Annotated in this window: 10 protein-coding genes; 6 read left to right on the forward strand and 4 right to left on the reverse strand. The window is 75.0% G+C overall.

Annotated features, from left to right (window positions below; genetic code table 11):
• Window positions 1–31: 31 nt before the first annotated feature.
• Window positions 32–1,075, forward strand: coding sequence for an NAD-dependent epimerase/dehydratase family protein (locus B9L22_RS06295; RefSeq protein ID WP_076404548.1), 1,044 nt, complete (start codon window positions 32–34; stop codon window positions 1,073–1,075).
• Between the two features lie 97 nt (window positions 1,076–1,172).
• Here B9L22_RS06295 and B9L22_RS06300 read toward each other — a convergent pair whose 3' ends face one another.
• Both B9L22_RS06300 and B9L22_RS06305 read right to left on the reverse strand, forming a co-directional pair.
• The gene (locus B9L22_RS06300; protein ID WP_043658839.1) at window positions 1,173–1,616 is read right to left on the reverse strand and encodes an OsmC family peroxiredoxin; all 444 of its coding nucleotides are present in this window, start codon (window positions 1,614–1,616) and stop codon (window positions 1,173–1,175) included.
• A 114-nt stretch (window positions 1,617–1,730) separates the two neighbouring features.
• Window positions 1,731–2,447 (reverse strand): hypothetical protein, encoded by a 717-nt coding sequence (locus B9L22_RS06305; RefSeq protein WP_086149728.1) that lies wholly within the window; start codon window positions 2,445–2,447, stop codon window positions 1,731–1,733.
• A 297-nt stretch (window positions 2,448–2,744) separates the two neighbouring features.
• On the opposite strand from B9L22_RS06305, the gene B9L22_RS06310 reads away from it, so the two are divergent.
• The 5 genes from B9L22_RS06310 (at window position 2,745) to B9L22_RS06330 (ending at window position 10,068) form a co-directional block, all read left to right on the forward strand.
• Window positions 2,745–6,347: a S8 family serine peptidase gene (locus tag B9L22_RS06310; RefSeq protein WP_158097158.1), complete on the forward strand. Its 3,603-nt coding sequence runs from the start codon at window positions 2,745–2,747 to the stop codon at window positions 6,345–6,347.
• 167 nt (window positions 6,348–6,514) lie between these two features.
• The gene (locus tag B9L22_RS06315; RefSeq protein WP_158097159.1) at window positions 6,515–7,264 is read left to right on the forward strand and encodes a cyclopropane-fatty-acyl-phospholipid synthase family protein; all 750 of its coding nucleotides are present in this window, start codon (window positions 6,515–6,517) and stop codon (window positions 7,262–7,264) included.
• A gap of 120 nt (window positions 7,265–7,384) precedes the next feature.
• Window positions 7,385–8,077 (forward strand): DUF4241 domain-containing protein, encoded by a 693-nt coding sequence (locus B9L22_RS06320; RefSeq protein ID WP_158097160.1) that lies wholly within the window; start codon window positions 7,385–7,387, stop codon window positions 8,075–8,077.
• An 85-nt stretch (window positions 8,078–8,162) separates the two neighbouring features.
• Window positions 8,163–8,711 (forward strand): hypothetical protein, encoded by a 549-nt coding sequence (locus B9L22_RS06325; protein WP_021483700.1) that lies wholly within the window; start codon window positions 8,163–8,165, stop codon window positions 8,709–8,711.
• A gap of 127 nt (window positions 8,712–8,838) precedes the next feature.
• Window positions 8,839–10,068, forward strand: a complete 1,230-nt coding sequence (locus B9L22_RS06330) for a S9 family peptidase (RefSeq protein ID WP_086149732.1) — start codon at window positions 8,839–8,841, stop codon at window positions 10,066–10,068.
• 10 nt (window positions 10,069–10,078) lie between these two features.
• On the opposite strand, the gene B9L22_RS06335 is transcribed toward B9L22_RS06330, so the two are convergent.
• Window positions 10,079–11,497, reverse strand: a complete 1,419-nt coding sequence (locus B9L22_RS06335; protein WP_085387332.1) for an alkaline phosphatase family protein — start codon at window positions 11,495–11,497, stop codon at window positions 10,079–10,081.
• Window positions 11,494–12,762, reverse strand: coding sequence for a metabolite traffic protein EboE (gene eboE, locus B9L22_RS06340; RefSeq protein WP_198947239.1), 1,269 nt, complete (start codon window positions 12,760–12,762; stop codon window positions 11,494–11,496). Before eboE ends, B9L22_RS06335 begins: the two co-directional genes overlap by 4 nt.
• Window positions 12,763–12,778: the final 16 nt, after the last annotated feature.

Raw genomic sequence — 12,778 nt, forward strand, 5'->3', positions numbered from 1 at the left:
ACGGGCAGCGGACGAGGTCGGGAGGCAGCGCATGCGCGTGGTGGTCGTCGGAGCGAGCGGGAACGTCGGCACGGCGGTCCTGCGCCGGCTCGCGGAGGAGCCGGTCGTGACGTCCGTCGTGGCGGTCGCTCGGCGCGTGCCGCGCGCCGACGGGTCGAGCACCGTGCGCTTCCCGCACGACGTCGCGACCTGGCGGTACGCCGACGTCGCGGCCTCCGACGCGGACCAGCGGCTCGACGCCGCGTTCGCGGGGGCGGACGTCGTCGTGCACCTCGCGTGGGCGATCCAGCCGAGCCACGACCGCAAGCGGCTGCGGCGCGTCAACGTCGAGGGCACGCGCCGCGTCGTCGAGGCGGCGCAGCGGGCGGGCGTCGCGCACGTCGTCGTGGCGTCGTCCGTCGGCGCCTACTCCCCCGCCCCGTACGCGGGGGACGCGCGCGACACCCCGGTGAACGAGGGCTGGCCCGTCGAGGGCGTCCCGGGCTCGTCGTACTCGGAGGACAAGGCCGCCGTCGAGACGCTGCTCGACGACCTCGACCGGGAGACGGGGATCGTCGTCTCGCGCGTCCGCTCGGCGCTCGTGTTCCAGCGCGACGCGGGCTCCGAGATCGCGCGGTACTTCCTCGGCCCGCTCGGCACGCGCGTGCTGCGTCGCGACCCGCTCCCGGCGGTCCCGCTGCCCGACGGCCTGCGGCTCCAGGTCGTGCACGCCGACGACCTCGCGGACGCGTACGCGCGGATCGTCGTGGGCCGGCACCCCGGGCCGTTCAACGTCGCCCACCCCACGGTGCTCACGGCGCAGGACGTGGCCGACGTCGTCGCGGACGGCTCGCTGCGCACCGTGCCCTACGCGACGGCCCGGACCGCCGTCGCCGTCGCGTGGCGCGCGCGCCTCGCGCCCGTCGGCGAGGGCTGGCTCGACATGGCGATGCGCGTGCCCGTGCTCGACACCGAGCTCGCGACGGAGCTGCTGCGCTGGCGCCCCGTGCACGGCGCGAAGGACACGCTCGCCGAGCTCGTCGACGGCATCCGGGCGGGCGCCGGGACGTCCTCGCCCCCGCTCCTCCCTCGCTGACCGGACCCGCTCGCGGCACCACGCCCCTGACACGACGGACCCCGGGTCGTGCACCGTCCAGCGGTGCGCGGCCCGGGGTCCGTCGTCGGTGCCGGGGTCAGCTCTCGAGCGTGGCGTCCAGCGTGATCGTCGGGACGCCCGCGAGCGCCTTCGAGACGGGGCACGAGGCCTTGGCCGCCTCCGCCGCCTGCTGGAAGCCGGCGGCGTCGATGCCCTCGACCTCGCCGCGGACGGTCAGCGCGATCTCCGGGATCTGGAAGCCGCCCGCCGGGTCCGGCGCGAGGGTGACCTCCGCCGTGACCTCGAGCGAGACGGGCGTCGCGCCGGCCTCACCGAGCAGCGCGGAGAACTGCATCGCGTAGCAGGACGAGTGCGCGGCGGCGATGAGCTCCTCGGGGCTCGTGACCCCGCCCGCGTCGTCGGCGGCGCGACGCGGGAAGGACACGTCGTACGTCCCGACCTTCGAGCTCGTGAGCTCGACCTGGCCCTGGCCGTCCTGGAGGCCGCCGTTCCAGGCGGTGCGTGCGATACGGGTGGGCATGCGAGATCTCCTTCGACGTCGTGGGTCCCGGGCAGGACCCGGTGCCCCGACCGTAACCCGCCGCGCCGCGCCCCGCCGGGACGGGGTGCGTGAGGTCTGCGTCACGCGGCGTGCTCAGCCGAGCCTGCCCGCGGGGCGGTAGACGACCGACGACGCGCGGTCGTCGAACGAGCCGAGGCTCGCGCAGTGCGGCGTGCAGTTCTTCTTCGTCCCCGCGTAGGAGTACGAGTCGTAGAGCGTCACCCAGCACCCGGCGTACGTCGACGCCGAGGAGACGACGTTGTTCATGAGGAGGTTCGCGAGGTTCGGGAACCCGTACGTCGAGCCGGTGTGGCACCCGTTGGTGCCCGACCCGTAGAGCACCTTCGACGCGCCCTTGTAGCTCGGGTCCCGCCACAGCACGCCGAGCACGATCGAGCCGGCCGCGGCCGTCGTCGCCCGCTCCGCCGCGGCCCGCGGGCCCGCCGTCGTGGTCGCGTTGAGCTCGCCGACGAGGCCGTCGACGTCGGCCCGCGTGGCGCGCGCGAGGCGCGACGGCGCCACCTCGTCCCCGGACACGAACTCCAGCGCCTCCTCCAACGAGCCGAAGCACACCTCGGGTGCGGCGAGCAGCGCGGCAGGGTCCTCGCCGGGGAGGAGAGGCTGGGCCTCGACGGCGCAGCTCTCGCCGGTCGCGACGGGCTGGTCGGCGAGCCGGACCGCCGCGAGGTCGTCCTCCGGGGCGGCCCGGACGCCCGACGGCGAGGCGAGCGCCGGGGCGGCGACGGCGCCCACCAGCGCGAGACCGGCCACGAGGCCGGCGGACAGGGCGCGGAGCGGAGTGCTGGTCATGGTTCTCCTTCTGCGTGGGCCACGCCCCCGGGTTCGCACCCCGTGGACCTGACGCGGGAAGGGGACTCCCACAGGACGGCCACGTCCCGTGACCCCGCCCGCATCGTAGGGCGGACGGTCCCCCGGGGCCCGGCGGAGGTCCCCCGCCGCTGGGCAGGTCGGGCGGTCGTTGGTTACCGTGCTCGGGTGGCCTCGGTCCCACCCGGGCGAGACCGCTGGGAAGGACCCATCCACGAACCCTTCGCCGAACCGGCACTGCCGGGGAGATGAGTGTCGATGAAGCACCGTTCTCTACCCGTGTCACTGACCGCCGCCGCCGCGAGCCTCGCGGTCGTCGCGGCCGCCGCCGCACCTGCCGCCGCGGACCCGCCGCCCGACCCCGGCAACGCCTTCGGCGTGCAGTCGGGCGCGTCCCTCGAGCCGACCGAGAAGGTCGCGCCGTCGCTCGCCAAGGCGACCGGCACGGTCACCGCGTTCGTCGAGCTCGACGCGCCGTCGGCGGTCGACCTCACGGCGCAGGGCGCGAGCCCCGACGAGGTCGAGGCCAACGCGCAGGAGGTCGCACAGCTCGCGGACGACGTCGTCCCGCAGCAGGCGACCGCCCGCAGCGCGGGCGCGCGCAACCCGCAGCAGGTGTCGGTGACGAGCACGCTCGTCGCGGGCGTCGTCGTCACGGGCGACGCGGCCCGCGTGCGCGACCTCGCGCGCGACGCCTCGGTCCGCACGGTCTACCGGATCATCCCCAAGAAGCCCGCGAACAAGGGCACGGACGTGTTCACTCGCGCGCTCGAGACGTGGCAGAGCACCGGCCTCACCGGCGAGGGCGTGCGCATCGGCATCATCGACACCGGCGTCGACTACACCCACAAGGCGTTCGGCGGCCCCGGCACGCAGGAGGCGTTCGACGAGGCCTACGGCGACCGCGGCACCGGCCCGGTCCCCGAGGGCACGTACGACGAGCTGAAGTTCCTCGGCGGCCACGACTTCGCCGGGTACGACTACGACGCGAGCGGCACCGTCCCCGGCACGACCCTCGTGCCGACGCCCGACGAGAACCCCATCGACTCGCTCGACTCGGTCGGCTCGGGCCACGGCTCCCACGTGGCCGGCACGACGGCGGCGTACGGCGTCACCGCGGACGGCGAGACGTTCGACGGCGACTACTCGACGCTCACGGACATCTCCGACTGGCAGGTCGGCCCGGGCTCCGCGCCCGAGGCGGGCATCTACGCGCTCAAGGTGTTCGGCGACCTCGGCGGCTCGACGGGCGTCGTCGTCGACGCGCTCGAGTGGGCGGCCGACCCGAACGGCGACGGCGACCTGTCCGACCGCCTCGACATCGTCAACCTCTCCCTCGGCTCCGACGGCTCGCCCGCGGACGACCCGGAGAACCTCTTCATCGACCAGCTCTCGCGCCTGGGCACGCTGTCCGTCATCGCGTCGGGCAACGCGGGCGACGTGACCGACGTCGGCGGCTCGCCCGGCAACGCGCGCACCGCGCTGACGGTCGCGAACTCGGTCGGCGACACGCAGACGTTCGACGCGGTCCGCGTCGAGGCGCCGGAGTCGCTCGCCGGTACGTACCCGGCGCAGAACTCCCAGGCGTACGCGGGCACGGCGGACGTCACGGCCCCGGTCGCGTTCGTCGCGGACGACTTCTCCGGCTGCGACCCGTTCACGCCCGAGCAGGCGGCGGCCGTCGCGGGCAAGATCGCGTTCCTCTACTGGGACGACGACGACGCGACCCGCGCCTGCGGCAGCGCCGCGCGCTTCAACAACGCGGAGGCCGCGGGCGCCGTCGGCGTGCTGCTGTCCTCCGAGCTGTCGTCGTTCGTCGCGGGCATCGCGGGCAACCCCGGCATCCCCGGCGCCCAGCTCACGGGCCCGAGCCACGCCGCGCTGCGCCCGGCGATCGAGGCGGGCGAGGTCACGGTGACCGTCGGCCCGTCGCTCGCGCTGTCGTCGTTCGTCTCGATCCCGGAGATCGGCGACACGCTGAACAGCGGCTCGTCGCGCGGCGTGCACGGCTCGCTCGGCGTCGCCAAGCCCGACGTCGCGGCGCCCGGCACCGGCATCGCGTCCGTCGCGTCCGGCCGCCTGGTCGGCGCGAGCATCAAGTCCGGCACCTCGATGGCCACCCCGCACGTCGCGGGCATCGCGGCCCTCGTCAAGCAGGCCCACCCGGGCTGGGCGCCGGCCGAGGTCAAGGCGTCGGTCATGAACACCGCGACGCACGACGTCTTCACCGGCCCCTCGGGCACGGGCACCGCGTACGGCCCCGAGCGCGTGGGCTCCGGCCGGGTCGACGCCGTCGACGCCGCCACGAACACGACCCTCGCCTACGCGTCGCAGGACTCGGACCAGGTGTCCGTCGCGTTCGGCGTCGTGCCCGTGGGCGCGGACCCCGTGACGGTCCGCAAGACCGTGACGGTGCAGAACACCGGCGACACCCCGAAGACGTACTCGACCGGCTTCACGCAGTCGAGCACGGCCGGCGGCGCCACCGTCTCCGTCGCGCCCGCGTCGATCACCGTCCCCGCCGGCCAGCGCACCGTCGTCACCGTGACCCTCACGGCGGACCCGGCGACGCTCGCCAAGGAGCTCGACCCGACGTCGTCGGCCGACTCCGGGGTCGGCGTGCCGCGCGACTTCGTGTCCTCGGTGAGCGGCCGCGTGGTCCTCACCCCGACGGACGGCGGCAGCGAGCTGCGCGTCCCCGTGCAGGCCTCGCCGCGGCTCGTGAGCGACCTGTCCGGCAAGCCCGTCGCCTTCCCGGGCACCGCGACGACCGCCGAGCTCGACCTCGACGGCCGCGGCGTCGACTCCGGCGGCTGGACGTCGCTCGTCGCACCGTTCGAGCTCAAGACGACGAGCCCCCGCCTCGAGGCGGACGCGGCGGTGGGCGCCTCGGCGTCGGCCATCGCGGCGGCCGACGTGCGCGCGGTCGGCTTCGCGTCCACGGCGCCGCAGGAGGCCGCGGCCGGGGGCGACCCGGCCGACGGCTTCATGGGCATCGGCGTCGCGATGGACGGGGAGTGGGCGAGCCTCGGCTCCGTCTCGATCCCCGCGGTCGAGGTCGACGTCGACTCCGACGGCTCGGCCGACTTCGAGGTCGCGGCGGTGAAGTTCGACACCGAGATCGACGTCACGCTGGCCGTGACGTACACGCTCAAGGACTGGACCGACCCCGACGGCACGGAGCACGACGCCGGCGACGTCATCGACCAGCAGCCGGTCAACACCGTCTGGGGCGACGTCGACACCTCCGTGTTCGACAACAACGTCGTCGTCATCCCGGTCGGCATCGGGTCGCTCGGCATCGAGGAGGGAGACGTGCCGACCTTCCAGGTCCTCACGTACTCGCCGTACTCGCAGGCCGCCGACCAGCTCGTCGACGCGAGCGAGACGTTCACCGCCGACCCGTACGACCCGGCCTACTGGTTCGGGGGCGAGGGCGAGCTCGTGTACGTCGGGGCCGACGACGCGCCGATCACCGTGCACCGCTCGGAGTCGGCGGTCGAGGTCGGCAGCGGGAAGCTCCTGCTGCTGCACCTGCACAACGCGACGCCGACCTCGCGCTGGCAGACCGTGGACGTCACGACGTCCGCCGTCGTCGACGCGACCGTCACGGCCGAGGCCCGCTGCCTCGGCGGGAAGGCCCACGTCGCGGTGCGCGTGCTCAACGAGTCGGGCGCGACGGCCGACGTCGTCGTGACCACGCCGTACGGCGAGAAGACGTTCCCGAACGTCAAGGACGGCAAGAACGCCTACCGGTCGTTCTCGTCGCGCGCCGCGTCGTTCGACGCGGGCTCGGTGACGGCCACGCTCACCGCCGAGATCGACGGCGAGGAGGTCACCACGACCTACGACGCCGACTACGAGGCGCTGAGCTGCTCGTGACGCCCGCCGCCTGAGCGCCCCTCGCGGACGCTCGAGCGACACCGCCCGACGGCGCCCGGTCCCCACGGACCGGGCGCCGTCGGCGTGTCCAGGGCTGCGTGAGCCACGGGTGACGGCTCGTCGGACGGCGTCGGCGCGGGCAGGCGGTGGCCTGTAGCGTCGCCGAGGTGGAACGCTCCGAGATCTTCGACATCGCCCACCGGCGCCATCCGATCGGAGCGCCGGTGGCGCCCGAGCGGCTGCGCGAGCTGGTCGGCTGGCTGAGCCCGAGCGACGGCGCCCGCGCCGTCGACCTCGGGTGCGGCGAGGGCGAGTGGCTGCAGGAGCTGCTGCTCGCCTACCCCGGGACCACCGGCGTGGGGATCGACCACATGCTCCCGGCCTCTGCCGCCCGGCGTGCCGAGGAGCGGACGCTGAGCGACCGGGTGCGCTGGATCGAGACGGATGCCGCCACCTGGGACGACGGGGTCTTCGACGTGGTGCTGTGCGTCGGTGCGAGCCACGCCTTCGGCAGGCTGGAGGACATGCTGGCCGCTGTCCGGCGGCGCCTGCGCCCCGGTGGCCAGGCGCTGGTCGGCGACAGCATCTGGGAAGGCTCCCCGTCGGCTTCTGCGCTGGCAGCGCTCGAGCTCTCCGCCGACGCCTATCCCGACCTCGTCGGCTTCGTGCAGGCCGTCCGCGAGCACGGCTTCGAGCCGTCGTACGGGCACGTCAGCACGGTGGCCGAGTGGGACGACTACCACTTCAGCTGGACCGGCTCGCTCGTCGACTGGGCCGTGCGGGAGGCCCCGACGACCGAGGATCGCGACCAGGCGCTTGCCACCGCACGCGGGAATCGCGACGCCTGGCTGAGCGGCGCACGAGGCGAGCTGGGGTTCGCCACCTTCGTCCTGCACGACGTCAGCACGCGTGACTGACCGGCGTGCTCGTCGCTGTCATGTGACGGCTGCAGCCGTACCGCCCTCCTGCCCGACTCCGCCGCACGTCGCGCGGTGGCCCCGCCGCCCGCGTGGGCGCGGCCCGCTACGCTCGCGGGCGTGAGCGACTTCCCCTCCCCCGACACGTTCTTCGCCCTGCGCCCCGGCCCCGCCGCCGGCACGGGCGCGGCCGACGGCCCCGACTACACCCTCACGGTCCACGACCTGGGCGAGCTCGTGCTCCCCAGCGGGCGCCTGGAGGCGTCCGACCCGTTCACGCTGCTCGGCCACGGGCTCGTCGTGCCGGTCGAGCCGGGGCGGTACCCGGTGCGCGTCACCGTCGCCGACGTCTCCGACGAGCAGGACGGCTCCCACCTGCGCGAGGCGTACCTGAGCGTCGTGCTCGCCGAGGGCGAGGTGGCCGCCGTCGAGCCCGTGGTCCCCGAGGGCGCGGACGGCCCGCCGGAGGCGGGCGCCGCCTACGGCGTGCCGGTGGACGCCGGGACGGTCGCGTTCGCCGACGCCGACGCCGTCGCCCGGCTCATGCCGGAGGGCGACTGGTACGACGAGGTGTTCGACGACGGCACCGACACGAGCTGGTTCGCGCTCACGGACTCCCCCGACCACCTGCGCGAGGGGGCGGCGAACATCCTGCTGCCCGGCGCGCAGGACGGCGAGAACGTCGTGCTCGCGCACTCCGGCTGGGGCGACGGCTTCTACCCGCTCGTGCGGACCGTCGCCGCGGACGGCACGGTGCTCGGGCTGCACCTGGACCTGCTCGTCGCGCTGCCCGACGACGAGGACGACGACTAGGCGGGCACCGCTCCCCATGGAGCGGCGGCGCGCGGGCGGCTAGCGTTCCGGGGCAGGTGACGACCCGCGACGAGGGAGGGGCCCGATGGCCTGGTGGGAAGACGAGAAGCCGTCCGCGAGCCGGCTCGCGGACCAGCTCGCGGACTCGAGCCGTCCGGCGCAGCCCGCCTCGCCGTACGCCGACGACCGCTCGGGCTCCTGGGCCGTCCTGCCCCTGTGGCTGCTCCTCGGCGCCGCGCTCACCGCCGGCGGGGTGGCCCTGCTGGTGTCGATGCGGTCCGCGACGGGGGTCTGCCTCGGGACGACGGTGCTCGCGCTGGGCCTGTTCTACCTCAGCCAGTACGGCGTCCTCGCCGGGTACGTGCTGCAGGTCGGTCGCCTGCGCCGCCGTCGCGTCGAGGCGGCGCTCGCGCACCAGCCGCCGCCGGCGCTGACCGACCACGACGTCCGCCAGTTCCACGTGCCGATCCGGCCCTCGTACGCCGGGTCGGCGTTCGTCGGGTTCCTCGACCCGGGCGACGCGCCGGCCCCCGCAGGGCTGCGCGCAGCGCGGGTCGTGGGCGGGTTGTGCTCCGCGGTCTTCGTGCTGGGCGTCGTCGCGACGCTCGTCGTGGGTGCCGTCACCCGCGCCTGACCCGCCGTCCTGCACCCCCGCAGCGACCGCGCACGACCACGCGCGTCCGTCCCTCGCCGCGCGCCAGCGCCCGACCGCTCCTAGCCTGGGTGGGGTTCCGTACCTCCCAGGACGGCAGGGGCACCCCATGACCGGGCACGGCACACACCGGAGCAGCCTTTCCGGACGCTTCTCCCACGACCCCGACCTCGACTTCGAGATCCGCACGGTCCTCGGCGCCGCGTTCAGCGGCGCCGCCGACGTCGGCGAGGTGCTCGCGGCCGTGGCCGACGTCGGCACGGACCACCGCGCGTGGTTCCGCGCCTGGGACGCGCTCGGCGACCGCCTGGCCGCGACCGGCGAGTCGTGCGCGGCGCGCGGGCACGGCGTGAGCGCCGCCTCCGCGTACCTGCGCGCGGCGACCTACCTCGGCGTCGCGGTGAACGCGGTGTCCGGGCTCGAGGACGACGCGGCGCTGCTGCCGACGTTCCGCAAGCACCGGGCGGCGTGGGACCGCTGGGTCGACCTCGTGGACCTCGAGGTCGAGCGCTTCCCGATCCCCTACGAGAGCACAACGCTCCCGGGGTACTTCTTCCGCGCCCCGGGCGTCGACCCCGGGGCCCGGGGGCCCGTCGTCCTCGCGGTGAACGGCTCGGACGGCTCGCTGCCGGCGCTGTGGTCGGCCGTCGTGTCCGGGGCGGTGAGCCGCGGGTACCACGCGCTCGTGTTCGACGGCCCGGGCCAGCAGTCGATGCTCTTCGAGCACGGGGTGCCGTTCCGTCCCGACTTCGAGGCGGTCCTCACGCCCGTGCTCGACGCGGTCGCCGGGCGGGCCGACGTCGATCCCGACCGCGTCGCGGTCTACGGGATCAGCCAGGCCGGCTACTGGGTCACGCGCGCGCTCGCGTTCGAGCACCGCCCGGCCGCGGCCGTCGTCGACCCGGGGGTCGTCGACGTGGCCACCTCGTGGGAGCGCGAGGTGCCGAAGAGCCTCCTCAAGTTCCTGGACAAGGGCGACGACCACGCGTTCGACCGCGACATGGCGCTCGGCCTGCGCCTGTCGAAGGGCGCCGCCCGCACGTGGCGGTTCCGCGCTCGCCCGTACGGCGTCGAGGGGTTCGCCGCGACGCTGCGCGAGGTCCGCCGGTACGACGCCTCCGACGTCGCCGCGCAGGTCACGACGCCGCTGCTCGTCACGAGCCCGGAGGACGAGCAGTTCTGGCCCGGCCAGCCGGAGCGGCTGGCCGGGCTCGTCCCCGGCGCGGCGCTCGTCACCTTCAGCGACGACGAGGGCGCGAGCGGGCACTGCGAACCCCTCGGACGGGCGCTCGTCGAGCAGCGCGTGCTCGACTGGCTCGACGAGCGCCTCGCCCGGTAGCGATCGCTCGTCAGACCCGGACGCCGAGACCCTGCAGCTCGAGCACCAGGCCCTTGATCGCGGCGGCCGGGACCTGCCCGGACCCGCTCTCCACCACGCCCGCGACCGACGCCGGCACCTCCGCGTCCGAGCAGATCACGAGCGGCGTGTCGGCGGAGGAGTCGGGGAGCCGCCCGTGCGAGCCCTTCACGTACGACGCGTCGAGCGGCACGGTGCTCATCGCGTACCGCAGGCCCACCTTCTTCTTCACGAGGTTGAGGCCGGCCTTCGCCTTCGCGAGCCGGTCCGCCGGGTCGAAGAACAGCTCGGCGGGGTCGTAGCCGGGCTTGCGGTGGATGTCGACGCCGCGCGCGTACTCGGGCGCGCGGGCGTCGTCGAGCCAGAAGTAGTACGTGAACCACGCGCCGGGCTCCGCGACGACGACGAGGTCGCCCGACCGCTCGTGGTCGAGCCCGTACCGCGCCTGCGCCTCGCGGTCGAGCACCTCGTCGACGCCGGGCACGCCGCGCAGCAGGTCCGTGACGCGCCGCCGGAGCGCCGGGTCCTGCTGGTCGCCGAGGTACACGTGCGCGACCTGGTGGTCCGCGACCGCGAACGCGCGCGAGGTCCAGGGATCGAGCTGCTCCTTGCCGTCCTGCACGTAGACCTCGAGGAGGCCCTCCCGGCGCAGGATGCGGTTGAGGTGCACGGGCCGGTCGGCGTCCGCGATGCCGTACTCGGAGACCACGAGCACGGTGACGCCCTGGTTCGCGGCGTCGTCGAGCAGCGGCGCGAGCGTCGCGTCGAGCTCGGCCGCCGCGGCGTCGGCCTGCGGCGACGTGGGCCCGAACCGCTGCAGGTCGTAGTCGAGGTGCGGGACGTACGCCATCGTGAGGTCGGGCGCGTGCGTGCGCAGCACGTGCCGCGTCGCGTCCACGATCCACCGCGACGAGGTGATGTCCGCCGTCGGGCCCCAGTAGGTGAACAACGGGAACTCGCCGAACCGGCCGACGAGGTCGTCGTGGAGCGCCGCCGGGCGCACGTAGGCGTCCGGGGACTTGCGGCCGTCCGCGTGGTAGATCGGGCGCGGCGTGACGGTGACGTCCGTCGTCATGCCCATCGCGTACCACCAGCAGACGTTCGCCGACGAGTACTCGCCGTGCGCCCGGCGCGCGGCCTCCCAGAGCTTCTCCCCCTCGACGAGGCGGTTGTGCTGGCGCCACAGGTAGACGTCGCCGAGCTCGCGGAAGTACCAGCCGTTGCCCACGATCCCGTGCTCGGCGGGGCTGAGCCCCGTGAGCATGGTCGACTGGACGCTGCACGTCACGGCGGGCAGCACCGTCGCGAGCTCGGACTGCCAGCCGCTCGCGGCGAGCTGGCGCAGTCGCGGCATGTGCGCGAGCGCGGTCGAGGTGAGCCCGACGACGTCGAGCAGCAGCACGGGCTTCATGCGGTCCTCCTGGTCATTCCCGGGTCGGCCGCGGCATCGTCCGCGGTCGGCCCCGAGGGCGGTTCGGTGCGCGCCGTCCCGGCGGCAGCGACGTCGTGCGCCGCGACGAGGTGGGTCGCGGCGAGGTGGGTCGTCGCCCAGCGCAGCTCGGCCGCGATGCCGGCGACGAGCGAGTCGGTCGCGGCCCCCTCGGGCAGCACGGCCCACGTGTACGTCTCGACGTCGAGGTGGGCCTCGTCGCCGTGCGGCGCCGCGCGGACGGCGTCGACCGCCGCGCGCAGCACGTCCGTCGTCGCGGCGAGCGGCGCGGCGGGCTCGTGGTGCAGGGGCACGTGGAAGTGCACGCGCCACGGTCCCTCCGCGGGCAGCGCGCCGCCCAGGGCGTCGGGCAGGTCGTCGGCGGCGAGGACGTCGCCCGCCGCGGTGAGCTCGCGCACCTGGTGGATGTACCGCTGCTCGGCGAACGCACCGACGGCGGCGCGCGCCGCGTCGCCGGCCGGGTCCGCGACGTGCAGCGCGGCCGACGCCTGGACCTTGACGACCCGCAGGCCCGCGTCGGTGATGCGGCGCACCGTCGCGGCCGTCCCCGCGCGGCGGTCCGCGAAGGACACCGCGAGGTGGCACGTGTCGAGGCACACGCCCACGTGCTCGGGGTCGATGCGCCGGTCCGCCGGCACGTCCGGCCCCGTGCGCGCCGCGAGCCAGGCCACGACGTCGTCCACCGTGTCGAGCACGCAGCCCGGCTCGGGCTCGACCGCGACGCGCACGACCGTGCCCGTGCGCTCGCGCAGGTCGCGCAGGCCCTCCCCGAGCGCGGCGAACGCGCGCGTCGCGGCGTCGTCGTCGGCGTCCGTCCACGGCTCGCGCCAGGCGAGCGGGAGGGTCGAGATCGACCCGGCGACGCCGTCGGGCAGGAGCTCGGCCAGCACCTCGGCGCACTCGAGCGTGTACGCGAGCCGCTCCGGGTCGGCCCACGTGGGCGTGTAGACGTCGAGCTTGACGACGTCGGCGTGGAAGCCGCCGTACGGGAACGCGTTGAGCGTGTGGACCTGGAGGCCGTGCTCGTCGAGCACGGACCGCAGGCGCACGCGGTCGTCGGGCGAGCCCGCGAGACGGTGCGCGAGCACGGCCGGCATCCACAGCCCGACGCCGAGCACGTCGAGCCCCGCGGCCTCGCGCACGGGCGCGGCGTAGCGCACGAGCTGGTCGAGCACCCCGTCGAGGTGCTCGGCCGGGTGGACGTTGGTGCAGTACGACAGCAGCATGGTCGTGCCCTCCCGC

The sequence above is a fragment of the Cellulosimicrobium sp. KWT-B genome (assembly GCF_002127155.1).
Lineage (GTDB): Bacteria > Actinomycetota > Actinomycetes > Actinomycetales > Cellulomonadaceae > Cellulosimicrobium > Cellulosimicrobium funkei.